Genomic DNA, 23,536 nt, shown 5'->3' with positions numbered 1-23,536 from the left:
CTCTATGCACTCTCCCAACCGCGCTTTACCTCGAGCGCGCCTGCGCGCTTCAGTACGGACTCGGCGTTCGATATCCTCTTCTCATCCGCGGTTACGGTTATGCCGATGTAGCCCTCGGTGATGCGCGTGTCATAGGCGCCCATGAAAAGCCTGGGCAATCTGGACTCGAAGACGATGCCGACGACCGTGAAAAGGATCGCTCCGAGCATCGTGCCTTCGTACATGATGATCGCCATCGCCGGGATGGAGAGAAGCGGCTTGCCGCCCACCACCAGGGGAAAGGCCAGCTGAGTCCCTGCCGTGAGCAGCAGGCCCACGATAAAACCGCAGGACGCGCCGATCAGGGGGAACCTGTACAGCTTGTGCTTCGGTTCGTGCTCGCCGAACGTCCCTTCCGGGTACGGAGTGCCCGTCAGGATCTCGTACTCGTTTTCCTTAAAGCCGGCCGCGTGGACCGCGTCCATCGCGTCGGCGGCGGAATCTTCGTTTGTGAAGAGACCGATTACGCTTCGTAGTGCCACGCCTGCACTCCTTACTCTCGAATTGACGCAGGCACTACTCGCCTGCCGATCTTGATCTCGTCCCTACCGACCATTCCTTCCTTCATGTCGAAGAGAGGAATGAGCGGGAAAATCTTCGTGAACACGAGCAGGCCGAGGGCGACCCACGCAAACGTGGCCATAACCATCAGCAGCTCGATCGGGCTGGGATGGTAAGAGCCCCAGTTAAAGGTCATCTCCTGCCTGCGCATCAGGCCAGGCACGATGATGAGCAAGCGCTCGAGCCACATGCCGATATTCACCAGGATGGTCGTGATGAACATACCCATCAGGCTGCGGCGGACTCTCTTAAAGAGCCAGAGAGGCACCGGTATGAAAAACGCCGTAAGCAGGAACGTGATGAATAGCCAGCTCCACGGCGACTCGAACACCTGCAAATGCCTCATCGCGAGCTCGGGTCGCTCATTGGGGTACAGACCCATGACCCACTCAACGAAGAAGAAGAAGAACCACGTCACCGCAACGACAATCAGCAGCCTGCCGATGGCGTCAAGGTGGTCCGGCTTCAGGTACTTGTCCCACTTCCAGACCCAGACCATCACCACCATGAATGTGGCAACGGCAGACACGCCGGAGTGGATTGCGCCGATGATGAAATACGGCGCGAAGATCGTGCTGTGCCACGCCTCGGGGCCGATCTGGACCGCGAAGTCCCACGACACGATCGAGTGAACGGATACGAATACCGGCAGCACCAGGGCTGAGAGCAGGATGCCCGCCACGGTCTGGAGATTCCACTGGCGGGGCGTGCCGCGCCAGCCCAGCGAAAGGAACGAATAGATCCAGTGGACGGCGCCCTTCGTCTTGTCGCGAATGACCGCCAGGTCAGGAATGAGCGCGATGAAGACGAACAGCGAGCTGGCGGTCAGGTATGTCATAACCGCGCTGGGGTCCCAGATGAACGGCGACCTGGCGTTGATCCAGACGCCGCGGGCAAAGTCATACGGGAACACCCAGAGGTCCGCGCGCCACGGCCGGCCAACGTGCACCAGCGGCGCCGCCATGAGGGCGGACATCAAGGAGAAGACCGTGAGCACCTCTGCCGCGCGGGTCAGCGGGCGGCGCCACTCTGCCTGAGTCAGGCGAAGAATGGCGGACACCATGATACCGGCGTGGCTGATACCGATGAAGAAGACGAAGTTGACCATGTAGACGCCCCACATGACGGGACGGTTCAGGCCAGCTACGCCAACGCCCTTGTTCAACATATAGCCGAACGCGCACGCGCCGATGAGGAAGAGCGTGAGGAAGAAAAGCGTCGCCGGCGGCCACCACTTGGGCGTCTTGAGGACCGAGCTCAGCAGGTCCTCATTTATCTGTTTCTGTGTTAACTGAACGTGCTCTTGCATGTAGACTTCCTACACAGGTATGCGGCCAGAACTCTAATCGGGCTTGCCCAGCACCTGGACCTCGGTCCTGTGGAACTTCTTGTGGATCTGGTACAGCACCAGCTCCTTTTGCTCCCAGATATTGATGACCGGGATGACCCTGGAGACAAGCAGGAAGATGAAGGCGGCGCCGCCGATGCCGCCCACCCAGATAAGGATGTCCGATAGCGCCGGCAGTATCGCGTCCGGGATAGCGTGAAGCTCATGCTTCACCACGGCCGGGTCGCCGATGCCAGGTACTGAGTACGACGCGACGTATACCCTGATCCTGTCCAGCGCCGTGCCTGCCAGCACGCCGATAGCGATCAGCGTCGGACCCAGCACGCTCTTGCGCACCGGGTTCCAGACAAGCACCCAGAGAGGAATCAGGAATACGAGCGCAAACTCAATGTACATGATCGGCAGGTACGGCCCGACGGTGAGCAGCTCCAGCACCGCCTGCTCGGCCGGCTTTGCGCCATACCAGAAGATGATGAAGCTGGAGAACCAGAACCATATCCACAAAAGCGAGAGCGCAAACAGGAGCTTGCCCAGGCCCCAGAACTGGGTCAGGGTAATGTACTCCCGGTAGCCGCCCCACCTGTGCAGGACGTACATCGTCACCAGCACCGTGGCGGCCGCAGCCTGCAGGGCATTCTGTGCCTGCGTGAGCGGGTACAGGGCATCGATCCATCCCGGCACGAGCGTCATCGAAAAGTCGACGCTGATGAAGAAGAAGGTAATTACAAGTGTCATGAAGTAGAACGCGCCGACCACGCCCATGCGGTGCTTCTGGAAGAACCACTGCTGGCTGGTGCCCGACCAGCCGTTGGCCAGGCGAGCGAACATCTTCTGGCGGCTGCCGGTCGAGCGGTCGCGGAGAATAGCCAGGTCCGGCAGGGCCGAGAGCCACAGCAGGGCAAGGCCCAGGGCTACGAGGCTGACAAGCGACAGCGTGGCCATGATGTGAGGCATCGTCGCCGGCATCTGGATGTCGTTGAAGAACCACAGCGACCGCCGGTTATCGTCCAGGCCCGGTAGGACCCACAGGACGGGTATGAACAGGATAAGGGTCAGCACACCAACCGCGCCGTAAATCTCGCCGATACGGGATATCGGGCGGCGCCAGTGCGCCTTGGCCATGCGGGGCGCAATGGCCACCATGGGGGCCGCTCCGGCGGTGCTCATCAGGAAGACAACCAGGCCGACGTGATAACCCCATTTTGACGGGTCACTGAAGCCGTCGACGATCTTCAGAACGACACCGACTATGCCGAGGAGAAGAAGATATCCCCCGACCAGAATGGCCATCTTGAAAGAGCCTCGGCCGTGCTCGTGCTTTTCGACCAGGTCTTTCGTTACTCCGGCCTGAGTCTTGACCACGTGCTGGCCATGGTGGGCCCCGTTATCCGCCCCATTATGCACTGGGCTATGCATGGGTTACTTCCTCGGCGGTCTCGTCGATTTTCTTCAGGTAGACAACATTGGCCACGGTGCCAAGGTGCTCCAGCATCTTGTATCCCCGTCCGCCCTCGTGGAGCTCTTTTTCTGCAAGCTTCGCCATCTTGCCTTCGTGGTCATTCCAGTCGCCGAACACCAGGGCATCCGTCGGGCATGCATTCACGCAGGCCGGCTGCAGCGCGCGCTCGCCGTCTTCTACCGTCGTCCCTTCGCGCTTGGCATCTCGCGTGACGCGCTGGATGCGCTGCACGCAAAAGGTGCACTTTTCCATGATGCCGCGGCTGCGGACTGTAACGTTCGGGTTGAGCTGGTTCTTGAGGCTCTCCGGCCAGCTCGGCTCCCAGAAGTTGAAGAACCTTACATGGTAAGGACAGTTGCTCGCGCAGAATCGCGTGCCTATGCAGCGGTTATAGACCTGTACGTTGATTCCCTGCTCGCTATGGTACGTGGCAAAGACCGGGCATACAGGCTCGCAAGGGGCGTCCGAGCAATGCATGCACAGTACGGGGATGAACCGCGCCTTCACGTTTGGAAACTCGCCCTCCCAGTACCGCTCAACGCGGATCCACTCGATCGCGCGGCGCTGGTTGAAAAGGGGCTCAGTGTTAATGGGAATGTTGTTCTCGGACTGGCAAGCCACTACACAGGCCTGGCAGCCCGTGCACTTGTCCACGTCGATGACCATTCCCCACTTTCGGTCTTTATCCGCCATCTGCTTCTCTCCTGCGGGCGCCCGACATATGTCCCGACGCTATTCCGCATTCAGCTCCAGGGTTTTGGGGCCAGCTCCGGCCTATGTGTCGTGACTGGTGACCTTGATGATCGCCTGGTTCGGATCGATCGAAAGGTCTGGCTTCGTATTCTCGAACTTGGAGAGGCGCTTCCAGTTCCCCGTCTTCTCAATGCGGACCTTCGTAGCGGCCCACGCAAGCGCGCCGGTGTCCTTATCGGCCACCGGGCTCAGGATGGACAGCACGTTCGAGCCCCGGTTCTCCGAGTAGCGCCCGCCAGCCGTATGGCCCTGTCCTATCGGCACGCCAAGGGCGTCCGGCGCCGCTGCAGGGCTCGGCCATGCCAGCGCCTCGATGGAGCCCTGGGGCGACGTGATGCGAATGATATCCCCCTCGCGGATGTCGAGCTCCTCAGCTTTCCTGATGTTGATCTCAACCCACGTGTGCCAGACAGCCGTCGAAACGGGGTCCGGCAGGGCCTGCAGCCATGGTAGGCGCGCGCCGGAGCCATCGCCCAGCGCGTTGGACTCGAAAGGCACCAGATAGAAGTTGTACGAGGCGTCCGCGTTGCCGAAGCTCGGCGCGTCCACAGACGCCGCAATGGCTTTCGGCGCCGGGGCCGCGCCAGTAAAGCGGGACTCCGTGTCCCACCAACCGCCGCGCTGCAGCACGCCATTCCAGAACGCCTCGAACGTCGGCGCTCTCACCGAGCCGCGGCCCGAGTTGAACAGGTTCTGTGCGGCGTCCTGAAGCACGTCTCGATATGTTGTGCCGGGCAGCCCCAGGTCCGCGCCAATTACCTGCGCAAGCGCCCGGAGGGCGTCACCGAAGTTCTTGGTGCCCAGGTGTACGCTGCGGTCCTGGAAGAACGGGCGTACAACAGGCTGCTGGAAGCCGACGACCTGGTAGCCTGGGCCGGGGTTCGGGATATCGGCGCCCCAGTCCTCAAGGCCCTCATTCTCCGGCAGGATGATGTCCGCCATCGCCGCCGTATCGTCGATGTAGCTGGAGAAGGACACAATAAGAGGCACGTTGAAAGACGCCCTCTTGAAGCCGGCGCCGTCAGGCAGGCCGTAAACAGGGTTGGCGCCGCGCACCATCAAGAGCTGCACCTGACCGGCGTTCATCTGACCTGTCAGCGCCTGGAAATCGGCAAAAGATCCGACCGTGGCGGCAACCGGCACGCCGGGCAACGCAGGGGGCGGATTGAAAATCACGCCCCCGGGCTGACCTACGCTGCCGAGCAGGTAGTTCAGAGAAAAGATCGCGACCAGGTTCGCAAACCCGTTGGAGGATGCGCCGGCGGGTCCGCCGCCGATAACCAGCGCGGGCTTGTGTGCCGCCATGTCGTGGGCGATCTTCTTGATAGTCTCGGCAGGCACGCCTGTGGTCGCCGAAACCGCGTCCGGCGCAAACTGGGCCAGGTTCAGAGAGCCTGTGACCGTGGCCGCCGCGCCGGCATCCGCCAGCCCGTCCGCCACCAGCACCTGCGCGATGCTGAGCGCCACCATGCCTTCACGGCCCGGGTTTACGTGCACCCACTGGTCAGCGCTTGCCGCCGTCGAGGAGAGTCGCGGCTCGATCTGGACGAACTTCCCGCGAGTCCTGTCGCCCTGGCGGAACTTGCCGTAGCCGATGTTGTATCGCGTCGGCGATACCCAGGTGCTCAGGAAATCCGCGCCGAAGGAAAGAATGTACTGGGACCGCTCGAGGTCGAAATCGGGCATCCGGTCCTGGTCGAAGACCTGCTTGATAGCCCGGCGAAGGTTCGTCTGCTCAATCGTTTCGAAACCCATGTGACGCGCGCCGGTGGACTGGGCGAAGCGCTGCACCACAAGGCCCATTGGCCCGTTGACCGGGTTGGTCACAAGCACGGCCTGCGACTTGTCCGCCAGCTTGTTGAAGCTATCTGCGATCCTGGCAGTAGCGTCCGACCAGCTTATCTCGTTCCAGCGTCCGGAGCCGCGGTCGCCCGAGCGAACGAGCGGGGCGCTGATCCTGTCCGGGTGGTAGAGGGCCTGCAGGCTGGCCTCGCACCGGGCGCCATGCTTACCGCGATTTAGAGGGTAGTCGACGTTGCCTTCAACCTTCTTGGCGCGTCCCTCAAGGACTCTAACAACGATCCCCTCGTGGGCCGGGCACTGCGTGCAGAGGGTTGCATACCAGTTGTAGAAACCCTCCACCAGGTCCTCGGGCATTTCCACGGAGGACTGGACGAGGAGCTCCTTCTCAGGCACGCCGCAGGCCTGAAAGACCACGGCTGTGGCTGCTGAGCCTCCCATTAATTTAAGAAACTGTCTTCTCGTTACGGCCATGAGTTTATTCAGTCCCTAATAGTGGCAGGTTACGCACTCAGCAGGTGCATAAAGACGATTCGTTATTGGGTCCACGAAGCTGTTGTCCCTGTGGCAGTCTACGCAGTCGGCCATCTTGAGCGACCGGACCTGCTTGACCTTGACCATGCTCGCCACGTCGCCGTGGCAGATGGCGCACGTGCTGGACTGTTCAAAATCGAGAGTCTGCCCCGCCTGGGCATTGGCGTCCATAGCCTGGGCCTGCTCTATCCGCACTTGCCCGGGGGCCGTTGGCGCGCCGTCCACTACGGTCCTCGTCCCGGAGAAGAACTGCACGTGCGGCGAATGCTCGAACTTAACGTGGTCCGGCACCCGGTGTACCCTGACCCAATCGATGGGCAGGCTGTTTGTGTGGTAGTCCCTCAGCTTTTCAATCTCCGGCAGATTGTCGCCGACCGTCTTGTGACACGTCATGCAGAGCCCCTCGGCGGGCACGGAGGCGTTCGGCGCGTAGGCGGCAGTCCTGTGGCAGAAGAGGCAGTCCATACCGAGCGTGTCGGCGTGGGTTGTGTGCGGGAAAGCAATCGGCTGGTCCGGCCCGTCCCTGAAACCGGCAACCGTCGGCGGTATGCCGAACCATGCGGTGACCACCCAGAAGCCCACCGCCGCTGTTACCGCAAAGCAGAATAGAGCGCCAATTCCCAGCACCCCAAACAGGAGTGCCTGCTTGCGCGATGGTTTGCGTAGTTGAAAATCCCCTGGCAGCACGTTCTAAACCGTCCGCTCTTTAATGTTCAACGCCGCCGTTGAGAGGGGCAGGATTGCCCTTGATCCAGTACGTGTCGTAGATCCGATGAATTACGGCCGCGTCGTTGATTACGCCAACAAGGGTAATGAACACCGCGATCATTCCGAGAATCGCCAGTACATAGAAAACTATGCGGGTCTTCTCTATTCCGGCGGGTATGTGGTGAGATGCGACAAGCGATGGGATGAAGATATGGCCGATGAGCATGTTTGTGGCAAAGAAGACCACAAACCCCACCATAATCCAGAGGCCCGTAAGCAGCGAGCCCAGCTGGCTCCACTCGGCATTGGTAACTGCAGATGGGTCCATTAATCACCTTTCCGAGAGGTGGCGTGGGAAACTAACTGAGGACGTTCTCAGAAGCTTAGTGAAAATTATCACACCCATAGCGGGGTGTCAAGGGAGTTGTACCTACTTTGTGAAAAAAAGAACATTCCGAGGGATGGCCTCATCGGGCCGCTCGGCCGCCGCGTATCGCGGGCCGACCACGGCGCGCCCGCGACCCTTTGGGAAGGGCACGCTGTGATATAATCGCGCAACTATTCAGAGGAGTTTTTCCAGCTATGACCAGAGTAGGTTTCATTGGCCTGGGCCTGATGGGCAACCCAATGAGCAAGAACCTTGTAAAGGGCGGCCACGAGGTCTACGTGTGGAACCGCACCCCGTCCCGAGCCGACGAGGCGGTCGCCGCGGGGGCGAAAAGGGCCTCCTCGCCGAAGGACGCAGCCTCCCGCGCAGACGTGATCGTCACGATGGTCGCCGACTCGAAGGACGTGGAGGCGGTCATACTGGGCCCCGGGGGTATCGTAGAAGGCGCGAGGCCTGACTCCGTGGTAATTGATATGAGCACGATCTCTCCTACCGTAACCAAGGAGATCGCCGCGAGGCTGAAGGAGAAGGGGATCCAAATGCTGGACGCCCCCGTCAGCGGCGGCGTAATCGGCGCAACCAACGGCACCCTTTCGATCATGATCGGCGGCGACAAGGCGGTGATCGAACGCTGCCGCCCCATCCTGGAGGCCATGGGCAAGCGAATAACCCACTGCGGCCCCAACGGCATGGGCCAGGTCATAAAGCTCGCCAACCAGATCGTCGGCAACGGCACTCTTGCTGCCGTGTGCGAGGGCATGGTATACGCCGCGAAGGCAGGCGCAGACCCGGACGCCCTTCTCAGCGCGCTCGGCGGAGGCGCAGCCAACTCCTGGATGCTGGAGAACCTTGCCCCCAGGATGTACAACGGGAATTTCGCGCCCGGCTTCATGATAGACATGGCCCAGAAGGACATGAGGCTCGTCCTTGAGTCCGCAGAAGACCTCAATGTGCCCATATTCCTCTCGGCCGTCATAACCCAGCTCTTCCGCACAGCCCAGCAGATGGGCATGGGACGCGAGGGCACGCAGGCGCTTATCAAGGTCATGGAAAACATGGCCGGCGTCGAGGCCCGGCGGGCAAAATAGGCGTATGGCGGACACACGCCACGTAGAGACGACCCTCTGGGGGTCTCGGTGGAGGGTAGTACATTGAGCGATACCGCATTCAGGGCGATCTTGTACGCATGAGACGCCCCGGTGGATCGTCTCTACGATAGATCGAAGATAGAGGTCATGTCAGATGCGAGATGCAGTCATCGTCAGCGGCGCTCGGACGCCGCTCGGCAGCTTCGGCGGGGCGTTCAAGGACGTGTCTGCCACCGACCTGGGCGCTGTGGCCATCAAGGCCGCGCTGGAGCGCGCCGGCATACGGCCGGCCCAGGTGGACGAGGTGATTTTCGGCAACGTCCTGCAGGCCGCAGAGGCGGGCTACGCGCCTCGCCTGGCGGCACTGCGGGCCGGCATCCCGGCGGAAGTCCCGGCAATAAACGTCAACCGCGTCTGCTCTTCGGGCCTCGAGGCAATTAACATCGCCGCGCAGATGGTCCGCACAGGCGAGTTGGACATCGCCGTCGCCGGGGGGACGGAGAGCATGAGCGAGGCGCCCTTTCTGCTCGACAACCGCGCTCGCTTCGACGGCTTCAAAATGGGCGAGTTCAAGATGCGCGACTCGATGGTCGAGGGCCTCACCTGCCCTGTGAACCGCTACCACATGGGCGTGGGCGCGGAGAACATCACAGAGCGCTACGAGATTAGCCGCGCCGACCAGGACGCACTCGCGCTCGCCAGCCACCAGCGCGCCGTCTCCGCCGCGAAGGAAGGCCGCTTCAAGTCGCAGATCGCCCCGGTTTCCGTGCCCCAGCGCAAGGGCGACCCCATTGTGGTGTCCGCGGATGAAGGCCCACGGCCCGACACTTCGATGGACAAGCTCTCGAAGCTCAAGCCCGTATTCAAGCCGAACGGGACCGTAACGGCCGGCAACGCAGCAAGCATAAACGACGGCGCGGCGGCGGTGGTGGTCATGTCCGCCGAGAAGGCAGCGTCACTGGGCATCAAGCCGCGCCTGCGCTGGCATACGCGGGGCGTGGCCGGCGTGGACCCCGCCATGTTCGGCACCGGCCCCGTGCCGGCGGTGCGCAGCGCCCTCAAAAAGGCCGGCATGACCATGAAGAACATCGACCTTATAGAGCTCAACGAGGCGTTCGCGGTGCAGGCCCTCTACTGCATTCGCGAGCTTGGCATGGACCAGGACAGGACGAACACCGTCGGCAGCGGCATCAGCCTGGGCCACCCCCTGGGCGCCACAGGCGCCATCATGACCGTGAAGCTGATGGAGGAGCTCTCCTCGCGCGACGGCTCGCTCGGCCTGGTGACGATGTGCGTCGGCGGAGGCCAGGGCGTGGCCACCATCTTCGAGCGGGTCGGATGATCTACCGCGAGTCCTTCGACTCCGGCCCAGGGGGCTGGGTAGGCCGCAAGCGCGCGTTGTACATCGAGGACGGCGCGGCGGTCACACGCAGCCCGTGGCACATCGATGCCACGCACGCTCCGCCCGGCGCGGGCTACCTCTCGATCCTCTACTGCCTGTTCACCCGCGTGAACCACCGCATCCCCGAGGCCTACCTGAAGCCCGGCGGACGGAAGCGGTTCGCCGAGGAGCACTACCCGACCGACTTCACGAACGCGCGGATCAAGGTGCGACTGCGGGGTGAGTTGCGGAACGCGCACGGCGCGCAGATGGTGCTCGACATACAGGCCGTGTCCGGCGGGCGGGCCGACAATTACGCGCTCACCGGCCAGCCGCTTCGCATCACGCCGGAGTGGTCTGAGCAGACCCTGACCCTCGCGCCTGACCCTTCGCAATGGACCTGCCTTGGCGCACGACACGACATGCGCGACCAGTACGGATGCGGTAACCTGGAGGGCGCGCTGGGCGACGTGAATCTGGACATCATCTTCATCCTGTTCCCTCTCGATGTCCGGCCGGCGGAGCCGCTGCATGGCGACCCTCACCGGCTGTGGGCCGGGCGAGAGTACCCTATCGACCCGGCGCGTATCCCGGAGGGCTGGATAGCGATGGACGAAATCGAGATCGAATTCGCGGAACCGCGGGGCTGAATGGGCCGCACATACGTCGAGACATTTGACAACGGTCCCGGCGGGTGGGCGACTTACGAGCGCCACACCGTGCTGCGTGCCCTGGAGCATCGCAATGGCGTCGTGACCAACCGCAGCCCATTCATGCTGGACTCAAACCACGCCTACCCCGGCGGCGGCTACTTCCTGATCGTGGCATTCCTGATGACCCTACCCTCCCCGGGCTTCGATTCCGAGATCGAGGCTGTCGCCGGAACGAACGCGTTCCTGGAAGGCGGCTATCCGGCCGATTTCACGAACGCGCGGGTCACGGTCCGGCTCAAAGGCGAGGGCGATACGAAGGGCGCGCGGCTGGTGCTGCACACCGCGGCGGAAGTCGGCGACCTTATCGTGCCCGCCCAGCTTGTCGGTCAGCCCATCGAGATCACACGAACGTGGTCCGAGCAGACCGTCACAATGGCGCCGGAGCAGTCCCAATGGAATATGATGGGCGGCAACTGGAGCAAGGGAAAGAGGTACCGATTCGGGACTATAAATGAGGTGCTTCCGCAGGTGAAGAACCTCATTTTCGTGCTATCCGATATCGACGTCGTACCGGCGGCGCCTATGAAGGTGGACTCGGCAAAAATCACCTTCGGCGAGCCGGCGCAGATACCGCCGGGGCTGGAGCCGCGGTATATCCTGCGCGCAGGAAGGGACTACCCTGTGGACTGGACGCTCCTTCCATCCGGCTCGATCGCAATAGACACCGTCAAAATCGAGTTCCCATAGCGCTATCGGGAGTATCCACATGTCCGGAAAGATGTACCTGGAGACGTTCGACTCGGGCCCGCGCGGGTGGTGCGGATACGAGCGGCACACCGTCATGAGGGCGCTGGAGCACAAGAAAGGTACGGTCACCGCGCGCAGCCCATTTATGCTGGATTCCAACCACGCGCCGCCGGGCGGCGGCTACTTCCAGATTATTGCGTTTCTCATGACAGGCCTGGTGGCGCAGACCGAGGCGATGGTGGAGCCACTCGCGGGCAAGAACGCATTCCTTGCGGGCGGGTACCCCAACGACTTCACAAATGCCAGGATCACGGTCCGGCTGCGAGGCGAAGGCGATATGAAAGGTGCGAAGCTCGTTGTCCTTGTCCAGCGGGATACGGAGGACAGGAACATTCCTGCCCTTCTGACGGCCCAGCCCATGAAGATTTCGGAGCGATGGTCGGAGCACACCGTTACTCTTTCGCCCGACGAGAGCCTGTGGCTAATGCTGGGAGCAAGCTGGAACAAGACCCACCTCTACAAGCGAGGCCCCATTTCTCGTGCGCTACGGCGCGTGAAGAACATCATCTTTGTCCTTTACCCGCTGGACGTAGTCCCGCTGGGCCAGGTTGAGGCGCGGCCGGAGCTGATTACTTTCGCGAATCCTGAGATGGCCCCGAAGGACCTTGAGGCCCGGTACATCCTCCGCGCGGGCCGCGACTACCACTTGGATTCCTCGCGATTACCGTCCGGCTGCATTTCCTTCGACACTGTCAAAATCGAGTATCCCGAATAATCGAGGTGCCCTTTGCCAAAGCAGGTATACGTAGAAACATTCGACAGCGGCCTCGGCGGATGGACCGGATACGAGAAGCACGGCGTGCTTCGAAAGCTGGAGATAAAGGACGGTGTGGTCACCGCGCGCAGCCCGTTCATGCTGGACGCCAACCATGCGCCGCCCGGGGCAGGCTACCTCAACATCCTCGCGTTCCTGCTGACCACCGAAAACCCGGAGGCGACGGCCTTCGTGACGCCGTATGGAGGGAAGAACAACTTCGTGGCGGGCGGCTACCCAACCGATTTCACCAACGCCAGGATCACCTTCCGGATGAAGGGAGAGATCGACTTCAAGGGGTCGCAGCTTGTCCTGCTGGCGCAATCGAAGCTGGCGGACACCACAGCAAATGCCGTTCTCACGGGGCAGCCCATCAAGGTGACGAAGGAGTGGTCCGACCAGACGATCACGCTCGTGCCGGACGAGAAGCAGTGGACGCCGCTCGGGGGCCGGTGGAACAAGGTCAAGCACTACGGCTACGGGCCTATCAAGGATATTCTTCGGGACCTCAACCACGACATCATTCTCGTCCTCTTCCCCGTCAACGTTGTGCCCGTTCCCCCAATCGAGGACATGCACAATGGCGTGCCGGGCCGCGACTACGACTACGACCGGACGAAGATGCCGACCGGGTACCTGTCCATCGATACGGTTACGGTCGAGTTTGCCTAGCGCGGCGACCTGCCCGAGCAGCTACCTGCCCAATAGAAATTCTAGGCAATAATTCTTGCCTATATGCCTTTCCGCTCTCCACAATGATCCTAGTGCGCATAAGTTAGGCCATTGGTTGTGGGGAGGGAAGATGCCGGACCGTAGGAATGCAGCTTACCTGGATGCCCGCAGGCGCCCTCGGGCTGTTGCCGTTGCGCGAAGAAGGCCGCGTACCGCCGGTTGGGTTCTGGCGTTCGGCTTCGCCCTCGGCCTGTACGTCGCCCTGACATCCGCGCTTGCAGACGCAGCTTCCGTGGAGCACCGGCGCGTCGTCTTCGTCGACGGCATGTGCAGCGAGGCCGCGACGCCCGGCGACTTCACCGGCGGGATGATCGACGGCGCAGTGGGGCCGTACGAGCCGTCGTTCGCACAGGTCCGCAGGTGGCTGATCGAGGAGCGCGGCTACCGTGACCTGCCGGACAGGGTGGACGGTGCGCCGCAGGTCGGCGACGACATCGTCTACTTCTCCTACGCCTCCGACCGGCAGAAGAAGTACCCCTACACGTACCTCGATACATTGATCTCGATCGACGGCGACGACTTCACCTTCAACCCGCCGGGCTCCCCCCAGACTGCTTCAGCGCCGCGGAGCTCCGGGCTGATGCTCCGCGAATACATCCGCTCGCTGACGGCCAACGGCGAAACGGTGGACCTGGTCGGATTCAGCCAGGGTGGCGTGGTGTCGCTCTGGGCTGCGCTGGACGATGACATTTCGCGCCGCGTGAACAGTATCACGACTATCGAGAGCCCGGTGCGCGGGACCTCCAACATGGCTGCCCAGCTTGCCGGCACCTACACGTGCAGCTCCAATTACTCCCAGGCCGTGCTGGATATGGGGGCCTCCCGGCCGTTACTCGGAATCACCTCGGCTATGGTGCAGGGCATCCTCGATCAGGACTGGAACGAGCCGGGGCGGCCGCGTGTGGTCAACGTATCGAGCGTTTCCGACCCCATCGTTGCAGGCTCTATCTTCGCCACAGGCGGAGAGCGCGGGCTGCTGGACGCAGGGAAGGTGCACAGGCTGTGCCACATCGACGCCGGCGGCACGGTGTACGAGTCGCACAGCGCGCCGTTGCGCGTGTACACGAACCCGGTCGCAATGGTTAGCACAAGGGAGGCAATCCTGGCCGCCACCTGCGGAGAGGGGGACGAGAAAGCGGAAGAGCCTGTAGCGCAGCCCTCTGTCCCGGTCGTCGTGACGCCGCCGCCGCCGCCACAGCCCATCGTGGCCGTCGGGCCGCTCCAGGCGGCGCTAAGCTGGCTGCTGCGGTTGCTGGGCCGGTAGCCGGCGTCAGGAATGATGAGGACTAACAGTATTGGCCGGCAGGCGAACCTGACGGCCAATACATGTTTACAGAAGCTCCAGGCTCTTCAGGCCGCTTCCGGTGTTCAGCAGTAGAATCTTCTCGTCCGGTGAAATTGTGCCGTCCGCGATGAGCTTGCGCGCACCTGCGGCCGTTGCAGCGCCCTCCGGGCATACGAAGACGCCCTCCGTCCGCGCCACGAGGCGCATGTGCTCGATTATCTCCTGGTCGGACACGGTCACTCCCCCGCCCTTGCTCTCCCTCAGGACTCGGAGGATCAGGTAGTCGGCGATTGCCGAAGGGACGCGCATGCCGTGCGCTATGGTGTGCGGGGTCGGCCAAGGCTCGGCGAACTCTGCTCCCTTTTTGAAGGCGTTCACTATCGGCTGGCAGTTCTCGGACTGGACCGCGAAGATCCGGGGCCGCTTGCCGTCCGTCCAGCCAAGAGCCTCCATCTCGAAGACCGCCTTCCAGATGCCCACGATGCCCGTCCCGCCGCCGGTGGGGTACATGATCACATCCGGGAACGTCCATCGCATCTGCTCGGCAATCTCGTACCCCATCGTCTTCTTGCCCTCGGCCCGGTACGGCTCCTGGAGGGTGGAGAGATCGAAGAAACCGGAATCGGCCGCCAGCTTGCGCGCCTGCTTGCCCGCCTCGCCTATCAGCCCGTCCACCAGCGTCAGCTTCGCGCCCGCATGCACGACCTCTTTCTGGTTCGCCTCCGGCGCGTCCTTGGGCATGAAGACGTATGCCCCCATGCCGGCGCGGGCTGCGTAAAATGAGCACGCGCCGCCCGCGTTGCCTGCGGTGGGCATTGTGACGCTCTTGATGCCGAGCTCGTTGGCCTTGGAAATCGCCGCTGAGATCCCACGCACCTTGAACGTCCCGGTCGGGTTTATTCCCTCGTCCTTGATGACCACGGACTGGGACCCAATCGCCTTCGCCAGCTTCGGCGCCGGGATTATTGGGGTCCACCCTTCCTGCAGCGTGACCACGTTCGCTTCGTTGTGCACGGGCAGCATCTCAAAGTAGCGCCACATGCTCGCCGGCCTGTCCTTGATGGCCTCGCGCTTCACGGCTTTCTTCGCCGCCGACGCGTCGTACCGGGCGTAAAGGACCTTGCCGCACGCCTCGCACAGGCGGATGGGCTTGTTCTCGGGATACGTCTTCCCGCAATAGGTACATTCCAAATGGTCGATAAAGCTCTTCATGAGGCTCCTCGTGAGGCCCATGTTGTCATATTTCGAAACACGGCGTATAGTAGACGGAGGACTGGCCCCCGGGCCAGTCCTGTCACGTTGCCTGCCCGCCGAGCGTAATCATAATCCAATACAGTTCCGCCCGGATAGGCTCTAAAGTCCCGTTCCAAGCCAGCACCCAGAACCCAGCACCCTTTTGAGGAGTCCCATGCCTACCCCGATTGAGAAGCGATACATCGACCTTCATCCCAAGTCTGCCGCGCTCCACGCGCAGTCGCAGAAGATCTTCCCTAACGGCGTCACGCACGAGACGCGCAGGCTGTCGCCATTCCCCTACTTCATCACGCACGCCGAAGGGGCCTACAAGTGGGACGTGGACGGCCACAAGATCATCGACTTCCGCACGGGCCACGGCTCTATGATCCTGGGCCACTCGCACCCGGATGTGGTCAAGGCCGTCACCGAGCAGATGATGAAGGGCACGCACTACAGCGGCTCGACCGACCTGGAGATCCGGTGGGGCCAGCTCGTCAAGGACCTCGTCCCCTGCGCGGAGAAGGTGCGCTTCACCAACTCCGGCACCGAAGCGACGATGATGGCGTTCCGCATCTGCCGCGCCTTCACCGGCAAGTCCAAGATCATCAAGTTCAACGAGCACTTCCACGGCTGGCACGACTACGCCGTTGCCGATACGAAGAACCTAACGGGCATCCCCAAGGGGACGCTCGCATCCATGGTTGTACTTGAGGCGAATGACATCGCTCTCGTGGAGAAGACGCTCAGGGAAGACAAGGACATCGCCGCGATCATCCTCGAGCCCACGGGCGCGCACATGGGCGAGGAGCCGATCATCCCGAGCTTCCTCAAGGAGCTCCGCGACGTAACGAAGAAGTACGGCGTCATCCTGATTTTCGATGAGGTCGTCACCGGCTTCCGCATCTCCAGGGGCGGCGCTTCGGCCCACTACGGCGTCACGCCGGACATGACCACCCTGGCCAAGATTCTCGGCGGCGGCCTCCCCGGCGGCGCGGTGGCGGGCAAGGCGGAGATCCTGGAAATGATCGAAGCGAAGGGCAACCCAGACCACGACCGCAACAGGATGCTCCACACCGGCACGTTCAATGGCAACCCTCTCTCCGCCGCCGCCGGCGTGACCGCGCTCAACCTGGTCAAGACCACGCCGGTCAATGAAAAGGCCAACGCGGCCGCGGCGCGCTGGAAGAAGGGCGTCAACGAAATCCTCCGCAAGATGGAGATCCCGGGCTGCGCCAACGGCGTCGCTTCCACCGCCTTTGTGCGGTACGGCGTCGCCCACGAGTGCGACCACGAGATCTGCGTCCTGACGCACGAGCAGATGGCTGCGGCCAAGAACCCTGCGCGAAACTCGCAGATCGGCCTGGCGCTGTTCAACAACGGCGTGGACACATCGTCCCGCTACCTGTTCAGCCAGGCGCACACCGACGAGGTGATCGACAAGTCGCTGGAGATCTTCGAGAAGTCACTCCGCGAGGTGCGCGCCCAGGGGCTGGTGTAAGCGGGTCAGGGACCGGCACAACGGCTCAAACCAGAGGGCGCCGAGTGTTCGGCGCCCTCTGGTTTTCAAGTGACACGGTTCAAGGCGAGCGCCAAAGCGTTACCCGAAACCGTCGCCGCCTTCGAGGCCGCGAGGGGCGTTCGGGCGGGCGCGGCGGTAGCCACGCCTGTCCGCCGTCATCAGACCTATCGCCGTCTTGATGTTCCCCAGGGCAGTGCGCAGCCTCTCTATGACGCTTTCGCTGCTGGGCTGGTTTCCGTAGTGCGCCTTGTTGAACGCCTCCGTCAGGTTCGTCACAAAGCTGCCCGGGAAGAGCTTCGTCAACTTCCCAGCGTATTCCGTCGGCGTCTCCGCATCCTCCCGATTGATCCCCTTCTCCTCCGCCACAGTCAGCAAGTCGTAGTAGATTCTGTACACCTCGACGATGCCGTCCGGCCCTTCCGGCACGTTGTACCCCTTTTTGTTGGCCTTCTTCAGGCCCCCCGGGATCAGGCCGGATAGCAGCCGTGCAAAGTCGCCCAGCACGCTCGCGTCTTCCTTGACCGACTCGCGGTTCCCCTTTGTCGCCGAGGGCTTGCCGAATAGCCAGCGCTTGAGCGCCATGGCGATGAGGACGAGAATCAGTACTGCCACGAGGGTCACGAAGACCCATTCCACGACCTGGATCACGTTAACGAGCGACTGGGAAATCTCCTCTTCCTGGTTCTGCAGGTCCTCGAAGGCCTGCTGGGCCTCCTGCCCCAGACTGCGGCGCTGCTCCTCCGGCACGCTGGGGTCGAAGGCGGCATCGAAGAAGTTAATTACGCCAGTCGTAAAGAGGTTGAACAGGAACGCGATTGGGGCCACGACGCCCCAGAAGAGTATCTTGACGACGACGTCGAGGGCGATCTGCGAAGGCTTCGATACCGTCCTGAGAAAGCCTTCCTGAAACAGCCCTATGCCGACGCCGACGGCCAGGATGGCGGCCACCATGCCGGCGATGACCTTGGGCCACGTGCGGCTCTCCGCCGCCTTTTCCGTCTCCGGAAGCAGATGCCCTATCGCGAGGCCGCCCAGCGCGGTTGCGAAGAACACGAACACTACCCAGAAGGTGTTCAGGTCAACCGGCAGCGTCAGATCGATAATGGCGCCGGTTACAAGAATGAGCAGCCCGAGGCGGAAGCTGAAGGCAAGGGACTCCGTGGGGAACTCCACAGTCGCTATGCGGCCGCCGCGCCACCAGAGATACAGGCCCATGAGCGTCCCCGCTGCCGCACGATAGGGATAGCCCATCGGCGCAGTGTCCCTGGACATCTTGACCGGCCACGTCAGGTCGATTGAACCGGGGGCGACCTGCGTGCTGATCACCAGGTAGATGACTCCGAACCCGGCCAGGGTCGCCAGCAGATAGGCAGTCTCTATGGCTTTGGACTTGACCACCGCCAACTTGCTGATCAAAAGCGACGCGCCGAGAATGAGAACGACTGCAAAGTAGTTCAGCGGGCTGGTGGCGTCCAGGTTGAAGAGGACCGTGGCACCGCCGATAAGCGCAAATAGCCAGCAGCTCTCCGCTAGCACGAGAGCCACCAGCACCAGCCTGTCTTGCGTTCTATCCAGCGACATGCTGGCCCGCCTCTTCGAGGGTAATCATGTGCTCCCTGACGCTGTGGAAGACCACCCCGTCGGGTATCGGCGGCGGCTCCTTCTCGCCCAGGTAGAAGACCACCACCTTGTAGCCCCTGTGCTTCAGGTCGTCCAGCGCGGCAGCGAATTCCTTGTTGAGCAATGCGGTGAATACCGCCAGCGTGGACCCGAGCGGGAATCGCCCCGCGTTCTGCGAGAGCTGCGCGGACATGGGCCCGATTGCGTACGCCCTGACGTTCGCCAGCGCCCCCAGTATTACGCTTAGCTGCTCCAGGCCGTAGCTGGGCATCACCGTCATGGGCCTGCCGGGGACTGCAGGCATGTCGTTCGCGAACAGCCCCACGCTGAAGTGGCGCTCTACTCCATAGTGGGCTACGGAGGCCGCTGTGGAGATAACGCGCTCCAGGTCCTCGGGTACATAAGCGCCCCAGAACGGCTCCACGGTGTCTACCGCTACTATCAATATAACGGTGTACGTGGTGCTTGGTTCGTAAGTGCATACCTGCAGCCTCTGTTGCCGGGCGGTCGCCTTCCAGTCAACGGTCTTGAGGGGGTCGCCGACCCTGTAGTCGCGTATTCCTGCCGGCCTGGCGGGGTCCGGGAAGATTGCGAGGCCGCCCTTTACGTCTCCGAGGGGCCGTGCGGAAGGTATGCCGAGGTCCTCGAGGGGGTAGACACGGGGGTAAATGACCAGGTAGTCCTGCTTCGGCTCGTGCTTGCGGCTACGCAAGAATCCGAAGGGGTCCCCGCTCTCCAGTCGGGCCGGGCCGATGCGGTACATGCCGCGCTTGACACAGCGCAGCCTGTAGTCCCACTTGACCCGCTCGTACCACGACATCGAAGTGAGGTGCCTGAGCGTCTGGACGTCGGGCATTATATTGGCAGCGATGTCCCCTTCCACGACCTCGAGAGCATCAGGCACTTCGTCTTCGACCGACACCCACAGCAATGGCACAGGCTTCTTGTTGGTCAGGGTGACACGCAGGCTGATCACTTCGCCCAGGAAGACGCGCTGCAGGGGGAGATGGCGCACGTACGAGACATCCGCGAGGGACATCCTGTTCCATGCCCATGAGATACCCATGGCCAGGAGTCCCATCACGCCGAACGCAATGATGAGCCCCTGGCCCATGAAGAAACCCGTGGCGGTGATTATGACAAAAAAGGCGACCCAGAAGTCGTGCCACAGGCTCCCGGAGATTGTCCGTCTTAGGGGCGCCGCCTTTATCGACTTGACTATGATTTCACCTTTCGATTGGCACGGGAACGGAGCCGAGAACGTCCTTCACCAGCTGTTCAGCGGAGCTGCCGCGCAGCCTGGACGTCGAGCTCAAAATCATCCTGTGAGGAAGGACGGAATGGGACAGCTTCTTAACATCATCCGGGGTGACGTAGTCCCTGCCGTTGATGGCGGCCCACGCCTGGGATGACTTGTAGAGCGACAGACCCGCGCGGGGGCTGGCCCCGAGTGAGAACCCCTGGTGCTCGCGCGTGGCCAGGATAAGGCTGACGATGTATTTCCTGACGGACTCATCCACACGTACCATAGGCGGGATCTTCATCAGGTTGATCAGTTCCTGAGAGCTAGTGACGGATTTCAGGCTGGGAAGAACGGCATCGCGCTCGAAGCGGAGGTAGATGTCGCCCTCTTCCTTTGCGTTCGGATACCCCATGACAATGCGGACCATGAAGCGGTCCAGCTGCGCTTCCGGCAGAGGGAACGTGCCTTCCATCTCGACCGGGTTCTGGGTAGCCATCACCAGAAACGGTGACGGGAGGGGCGTCGTCACGCCGTCAATCGTGACCTGCCGCTCCTGCATGGCCTCAAGGAGCGCCGACTGGGTCCTGGGCGTAGCTCGGTTAATCTCGTCGGTGAGCAGGATCTGCGTAAAGATCGGACCCTTTCGAAACTCAAACTCCGCCGACTTCTGGTTGAAGAAGTTCACGCCCACAACGTCGGTGGGCATCAGGTCCGGGGTACACTGCACGCGATGGAAGTCGCACCCAAGGGAGATGGCAAGGGCCTTGGCCATCGTCGTCTTGCCGGTGCCCGGCACGTCCTCCATAAGCACATGGCCGCCGCACAACAAGGCCACCATGGCGAGGTTGATGGGCTCATCCTTGCCGACGATGACTTTCTGCACGTTCTGTCGGATCTTGGTTGTTATCTCGCTTATCTGCATGACGCTGCCTGCGGCCTGTTGCATTATTCCTCCGGTTAAATGACGAACACTGTTAAATTGTTAGAGCGTTCGAAGATTGTACCCTGTTAACCTGGGACTAGTATACGTGTTTCGCCAGAGACGCGCCAAATCTTTCGTCAGTCATCCCGCGCAATCTGCCTTATAATGGGATTGTACAGAGTTGCACGGCACGCGGCTGGACTGGTAGGTATCTGTGTCTTCGGATATATTAGATGCGGACGCGCGGTGTACAGGGTCCTAGTAGAAAGGGAGGGCGTCTATGAAGCTAATCAATGCCAGGACGATAGTGGCCGGTTTTACGATTGCGGCGGCGATCTACGCGTACAGAACGCGTCAGCCGTCCGGCAGGCTAATGAGGGTCCCGTATGACTTCAGGAAGCCCTCGGTAGATCGGCTCCGCGAGCGGTTCTGGAACCCCGCGGACCCCCGGCTCTTTACGCCGGCTGCATTCGGAGTGGGCTGGTCAGTGAATGCTTACCATGTCTTCAAGCACTTCCAGGAAGAAGTCATAGACGACGTAGTTGCCAGCGAGAGCGAAAGAGTCGCGATACCGTCCTGATTGCCAGCCTGTATCTTCTCGGGGAGACGCCTATCCGCAGCGGGCGTCCCCCATGTCCAGCCGGTGCCCGGTGGTGCAGTGGTAGCACAGAAGACTTTGGATCTTTTGACCCAGGTTCGAATCCTGGCCGGGCAGCCATTCTCCAGCCTGCTATTTGGATCTCTCAAAACGGCCCTGTTACCCGTTAGACCCAGGTGACCCCAGACTCTCGGCACCGGCAAATCCGCGAATAATCAGTACCCCGCGCCGGATGGCTGCTGCTACAATTTGTTCAGGCTGGCGCAAACCCACCGGACGCGGTGCATGGAACACGATATGTCCCTACTCCAGGACTTTGCCTTCATCATGATGGTCGCCGCCATCGTGGGAGTCTTGTTTCGCAAGCTGAACCAGCCCGTAGTTCTCGGCTACCTCATCGCCGGATACATCGTCGGACCCCACAGCCCACCCTGGGTTATCGTTGAGAACGAGAGTGTGATCCGGGAATTCGCGGACTTCGGCATCGTTCTCTTGATGTTCGGCCTCGGCCTCGAGTTTAGCATCGATCGCCTGCGGCGTGTTGGCATGGTCGCGGTAATCGGCGCCGGGACCGAGATCGCCATCATGATCGCGATCGGCTACTTCCTGGGGCGCGCCTTCGGCTGGAGCCCCATGGACGCCATCTTCCTGGGCGCGGCGCTATCCATCAGCAGCACTGCGATCATCGTCAAAGTGCTCCATGAGATGGGGCGCATGCACGAAGAGTCGTCCCGTGTCATGTTCGGGATCCTGGTGGTTGAGGACTTCTTCGCCGTGGGTATGATGACGGTGATGGCGGGCGTGGGGAGATCGGGCGAGATTAATGTCGCCGATGTGGGACAACTCGTCTTCAGCCTCGTCCTGTTCACGATAGTCAGCCTGGCGCTGGGACTGCGCCTGTTCGCCCGCTTCGTGGACTTTGTCGCCCGTATGGGTTCCAAAGAAGTGCTGACGGTGCTGATCATCGGCTCCGCCTTCGGCATGGCCCTTTTCGCGGAACAGCTCGGCCTGTCGATCGCCGCCGGAGCGTTTATTATCGGCGCCATCACCGCGGAGTCCATGAGCGCCAAGAAGATCCACCTGCTATCGGAGCCCATCCGCGATATCTTCGGCGCTATCTTCTTCGTTACAATGGGTATGCTCATCGATGTGCGCGTCCTGGCTGAATATGTGCTTCCGGTTATTGCCATCGTCGCCGCGGTGATTCTCGGCAAGATAGCCGCGTGCTACATAGGCGTTTTCCTGAGCGGATACGGACCCAAGACCGCCTTCCGCGTCGGCGTCGGCATGTCGCAGGTGGGTGAGTTCTCCCTTGTAATCTCCAAAATCGGCACGGAGACAGGGGCGGCGAGCGCCTTCATGCAGCCTCTTATGGCAGTTGTTTCGGGGGTTACGGCCCTGACGACTCCCTATCTGATCCGCAGCGGGGACGCAGTGGCCGCCATGGTGACCCGCAGGATTCCAGGGGTTATACGGCGGAGGAGCGACGACGTTGAATTCTGGTCAAAGCGCATTCACGCGTTGATCGCCGAGGAGAGTGACGTTGGCCGACGCGCACGGACCAACCTGGCGCTCATGGGCGTGAACGTAATGATAATCAGTGCGTTCCTCCTGACCGGCAACCTGCTGGTGGGGGAGGTGCGGGACCTCACAGTATCGTGGCCAAGGCATGGTTCAACTGTCCTGTTCCTCATTGGTTTCGGGACCATTGTCCTGTGCGCTCCTCCCTTCTTTGCGCTATGGAGGTCGATGCGGAACTTCTTCGACGCCGTACTTCAGCGGATCACTCAGCAGGGGAACGACGGTAACGCTCTGCGGCAGAAGCGCATCGTCAATACACTGCCGATCGCAACGGCGACCGTGATAATGCTGATAATCCTCGTGGTGGCCACTCCGCTGGTGGCGCAGTTGATGGGAGAGGTGCGGCCGCTGTACAGGCTGGCGCTGGTCGTTGGACTGCCGGTGCTTTTCTGGTTCGCGTGGGACCGCCTTGAGCGGTTCCACCAGCGGGTGGAGGGCTTCCTGTCGCTCCGCAACGTCACGCTGCAGCAGGTCGCCGAGCACGATGCAGATGAAGACCGGCCCGCCCCCACTCTGAAATCATAGGT

Annotated in this window: 21 protein-coding genes and 1 tRNA gene; 11 read left to right on the top strand and 11 right to left on the bottom strand. The window is 61.9% G+C overall.

Going from position 1 to position 23,536, the window contains the following annotated elements; all coding sequences use genetic code 11:
- Positions 1 to 2: 2 nt before the first annotated feature.
- The 7 genes from FJ319_01300 to FJ319_01270 form a co-directional block, all read right to left on the bottom strand.
- Complete coding sequence (locus FJ319_01300; protein ID MBM3932933.1) at positions 3 to 521, bottom strand: DUF3341 domain-containing protein; 519 nt, start codon at positions 519 to 521, stop codon at positions 3 to 5.
- An 11-nt stretch (positions 522 to 532) separates the two neighbouring features.
- A complete protein-coding gene (locus tag FJ319_01295; protein MBM3932932.1) occupies positions 533 to 1,909 on the bottom strand; it encodes a molybdopterin oxidoreductase in 1,377 nt (458 codons plus the stop codon).
- A gap of 33 nt (positions 1,910 to 1,942) precedes the next feature.
- Positions 1,943 to 3,310 (bottom strand): hypothetical protein, encoded by a 1,368-nt coding sequence (locus FJ319_01290; protein MBM3932931.1) that lies wholly within the window; start codon positions 3,308 to 3,310, stop codon positions 1,943 to 1,945.
- A 46-nt stretch (positions 3,311 to 3,356) separates the two neighbouring features.
- Positions 3,357 to 4,100: a 4Fe-4S dicluster domain-containing protein gene (locus FJ319_01285; protein ID MBM3932930.1), complete on the bottom strand. Its 744-nt coding sequence runs from the start codon at positions 4,098 to 4,100 to the stop codon at positions 3,357 to 3,359.
- An 81-nt stretch (positions 4,101 to 4,181) separates the two neighbouring features.
- On the bottom strand, positions 4,182 to 6,434 hold the full coding sequence (locus tag FJ319_01280) for a 4Fe-4S ferredoxin (GenBank protein MBM3932929.1): 2,253 nt from the start codon (positions 6,432 to 6,434) through the stop codon (positions 4,182 to 4,184).
- Positions 6,435 to 6,449: 15 nt separating this feature from the next.
- Positions 6,450 to 6,959 (bottom strand): hypothetical protein, encoded by a 510-nt coding sequence (locus FJ319_01275; GenBank protein ID MBM3932928.1) that lies wholly within the window; start codon positions 6,957 to 6,959, stop codon positions 6,450 to 6,452.
- Between the two features lie 241 nt (positions 6,960 to 7,200).
- Positions 7,201 to 7,530, bottom strand: a complete 330-nt coding sequence (locus FJ319_01270; GenBank protein ID MBM3932927.1) for a hypothetical protein — start codon at positions 7,528 to 7,530, stop codon at positions 7,201 to 7,203.
- A 254-nt stretch (positions 7,531 to 7,784) separates the two neighbouring features.
- Here FJ319_01270 and FJ319_01265 point away from each other — a divergent pair, with 254 nt between their 5' ends.
- From FJ319_01265 to FJ319_01235, 7 genes are all read left to right on the top strand, one after another.
- Positions 7,785 to 8,678 carry an NAD(P)-dependent oxidoreductase gene (locus FJ319_01265; GenBank protein MBM3932926.1) on the top strand — a complete coding sequence of 298 codons (894 nt, stop codon included), beginning with the start codon at positions 7,785 to 7,787 and terminating at the stop codon, positions 8,676 to 8,678.
- Between the two features lie 154 nt (positions 8,679 to 8,832).
- On the top strand, positions 8,833 to 10,020 hold the full coding sequence (locus FJ319_01260; GenBank protein MBM3932925.1) for an acetyl-CoA C-acetyltransferase: 1,188 nt from the start codon (positions 8,833 to 8,835) through the stop codon (positions 10,018 to 10,020).
- Positions 10,017 to 10,709, top strand: a complete 693-nt coding sequence (locus FJ319_01255; protein ID MBM3932924.1) for a hypothetical protein — start codon at positions 10,017 to 10,019, stop codon at positions 10,707 to 10,709. Before FJ319_01260 ends, FJ319_01255 begins: the two co-directional genes overlap by 4 nt.
- Positions 10,710 to 11,459: a hypothetical protein gene (locus tag FJ319_01250; protein ID MBM3932923.1), complete on the top strand. Its 750-nt coding sequence runs from the start codon at positions 10,710 to 10,712 to the stop codon at positions 11,457 to 11,459.
- Between the two features lie 19 nt (positions 11,460 to 11,478).
- On the top strand, positions 11,479 to 12,234 hold the full coding sequence (locus FJ319_01245; protein MBM3932922.1) for a hypothetical protein: 756 nt from the start codon (positions 11,479 to 11,481) through the stop codon (positions 12,232 to 12,234).
- Between the two features lie 12 nt (positions 12,235 to 12,246).
- Positions 12,247 to 12,945, top strand: coding sequence for a hypothetical protein (locus FJ319_01240; protein MBM3932921.1), 699 nt, complete (start codon positions 12,247 to 12,249; stop codon positions 12,943 to 12,945).
- 130 nt (positions 12,946 to 13,075) lie between these two features.
- Entirely contained in the window at positions 13,076 to 14,269 is a 1,194-nt protein-coding gene (locus FJ319_01235) for a hypothetical protein (GenBank protein MBM3932920.1), read from the top strand.
- A 66-nt stretch (positions 14,270 to 14,335) separates the two neighbouring features.
- On the opposite strand, the gene FJ319_01230 is transcribed toward FJ319_01235, so the two are convergent.
- Positions 14,336 to 15,523, bottom strand: coding sequence for a threonine synthase (locus FJ319_01230; GenBank protein ID MBM3932919.1), 1,188 nt, complete (start codon positions 15,521 to 15,523; stop codon positions 14,336 to 14,338).
- 175 nt (positions 15,524 to 15,698) lie between these two features.
- Here FJ319_01230 and FJ319_01225 point away from each other — a divergent pair, with 175 nt between their 5' ends.
- Entirely contained in the window at positions 15,699 to 17,024 is a 1,326-nt protein-coding gene (locus FJ319_01225; protein MBM3932918.1) for an aspartate aminotransferase family protein, read from the top strand.
- A 99-nt stretch (positions 17,025 to 17,123) separates the two neighbouring features.
- Here the strand turns inward: FJ319_01225 and FJ319_01220 are convergent, their stop codons facing one another.
- The 3 genes from FJ319_01220 to FJ319_01210 form a co-directional block, all read right to left on the bottom strand.
- Positions 17,124 to 18,626, bottom strand: coding sequence for a DUF4129 domain-containing protein (locus tag FJ319_01220; GenBank protein MBM3932917.1), 1,503 nt, complete (start codon positions 18,624 to 18,626; stop codon positions 17,124 to 17,126).
- Positions 18,613 to 19,779 carry a DUF58 domain-containing protein gene (locus FJ319_01215; protein MBM3932916.1) on the bottom strand — a complete coding sequence of 389 codons (1,167 nt, stop codon included), beginning with the start codon at positions 19,777 to 19,779 and terminating at the stop codon, positions 18,613 to 18,615. The genes FJ319_01220 and FJ319_01215 overlap by 14 nt, the downstream gene beginning before the upstream one ends.
- 112 nt (positions 19,780 to 19,891) lie before the next feature.
- Positions 19,892 to 20,830: a MoxR family ATPase gene (locus FJ319_01210; GenBank protein MBM3932915.1), complete on the bottom strand. Its 939-nt coding sequence runs from the start codon at positions 20,828 to 20,830 to the stop codon at positions 19,892 to 19,894.
- A 280-nt stretch (positions 20,831 to 21,110) separates the two neighbouring features.
- On the opposite strand from FJ319_01210, the gene FJ319_01205 reads away from it, so the two are divergent.
- From FJ319_01205 to FJ319_01195, 3 genes are all read left to right on the top strand, one after another.
- On the top strand, positions 21,111 to 21,410 hold the full coding sequence (locus tag FJ319_01205) for a hypothetical protein (protein ID MBM3932914.1): 300 nt from the start codon (positions 21,111 to 21,113) through the stop codon (positions 21,408 to 21,410).
- Between the two features lie 64 nt (positions 21,411 to 21,474).
- Positions 21,475 to 21,548: transfer RNA gene (locus tag FJ319_01200), tRNA-Gln, on the top strand.
- 165 nt (positions 21,549 to 21,713) lie between these two features.
- Positions 21,714 to 23,534, top strand: coding sequence for a cation:proton antiporter (locus FJ319_01195; GenBank protein MBM3932913.1), 1,821 nt, complete (start codon positions 21,714 to 21,716; stop codon positions 23,532 to 23,534).
- The last annotated feature ends 2 nt before the right edge of the window (positions 23,535 to 23,536 follow it).

It is taken from the genome of SAR202 cluster bacterium (genome assembly GCA_016872355.1).
In the GTDB taxonomy this organism is placed as follows: Bacteria; Chloroflexota; Dehalococcoidia; order Lucifugimonadales; family VGZY01; genus VGZY01.
The sequence above is the reverse complement of the archived record's forward strand: the minus strand, read 5'-3'. Positions and strand labels throughout refer to the sequence as shown.

What these genes read in the sequence shown, in the direction of transcription:
- FJ319_01225 (MBM3932918.1), top strand. Translation starts at nt 15,699, where the DNA reads ATGCCTACCCCGATTGAGAAGCGATACATCGACCTTCATCCCAAGTCT.
- FJ319_01250 (MBM3932923.1), top strand. Translation starts at nt 10,710, where the DNA reads ATGGGCCGCACATACGTCGAGACATTTGACAACGGTCCCGGCGGGTGG.
- FJ319_01195 (MBM3932913.1), top strand. Translation starts at nt 21,714, where the DNA reads ATGGAACACGATATGTCCCTACTCCAGGACTTTGCCTTCATCATGATG.
- FJ319_01215 (MBM3932916.1), bottom strand. Translation starts at nt 19,779, where the DNA reads ATGGGCCAGGGGCTCATCATTGCGTTCGGCGTGATGGGACTCCTGGCC.
- FJ319_01295 (MBM3932932.1), bottom strand. Translation starts at nt 1,909, where the DNA reads ATGCAAGAGCACGTTCAGTTAACACAGAAACAGATAAATGAGGACCTG.
- FJ319_01255 (MBM3932924.1), top strand. Translation starts at nt 10,017, where the DNA reads ATGATCTACCGCGAGTCCTTCGACTCCGGCCCAGGGGGCTGGGTAGGC.
- FJ319_01245 (MBM3932922.1), top strand. Translation starts at nt 11,479, where the DNA reads ATGTCCGGAAAGATGTACCTGGAGACGTTCGACTCGGGCCCGCGCGGG.
- FJ319_01205 (MBM3932914.1), top strand. Translation starts at nt 21,111, where the DNA reads ATGAAGCTAATCAATGCCAGGACGATAGTGGCCGGTTTTACGATTGCG.
- FJ319_01260 (MBM3932925.1), top strand. Translation starts at nt 8,833, where the DNA reads ATGCGAGATGCAGTCATCGTCAGCGGCGCTCGGACGCCGCTCGGCAGC.
- FJ319_01230 (MBM3932919.1), bottom strand. Translation starts at nt 15,523, where the DNA reads ATGGGCCTCACGAGGAGCCTCATGAAGAGCTTTATCGACCATTTGGAA.
- FJ319_01285 (MBM3932930.1), bottom strand. Translation starts at nt 4,100, where the DNA reads ATGGCGGATAAAGACCGAAAGTGGGGAATGGTCATCGACGTGGACAAG.
- FJ319_01280 (MBM3932929.1), bottom strand. Translation starts at nt 6,434, where the DNA reads ATGGCCGTAACGAGAAGACAGTTTCTTAAATTAATGGGAGGCTCAGCA.
- FJ319_01220 (MBM3932917.1), bottom strand. Translation starts at nt 18,626, where the DNA reads ATGTCGCTGGATAGAACGCAAGACAGGCTGGTGCTGGTGGCTCTCGTG.
- FJ319_01270 (MBM3932927.1), bottom strand. Translation starts at nt 7,530, where the DNA reads ATGGACCCATCTGCAGTTACCAATGCCGAGTGGAGCCAGCTGGGCTCG.
- FJ319_01210 (MBM3932915.1), bottom strand. Translation starts at nt 20,830, where the DNA reads ATGCAGATAAGCGAGATAACAACCAAGATCCGACAGAACGTGCAGAAA.
- FJ319_01235 (MBM3932920.1), top strand. Translation starts at nt 13,076, where the DNA reads ATGCCGGACCGTAGGAATGCAGCTTACCTGGATGCCCGCAGGCGCCCT.
- FJ319_01265 (MBM3932926.1), top strand. Translation starts at nt 7,785, where the DNA reads ATGACCAGAGTAGGTTTCATTGGCCTGGGCCTGATGGGCAACCCAATG.
- FJ319_01275 (MBM3932928.1), bottom strand. Translation starts at nt 6,959, where the DNA reads ATGGACTGCCTCTTCTGCCACAGGACTGCCGCCTACGCGCCGAACGCC.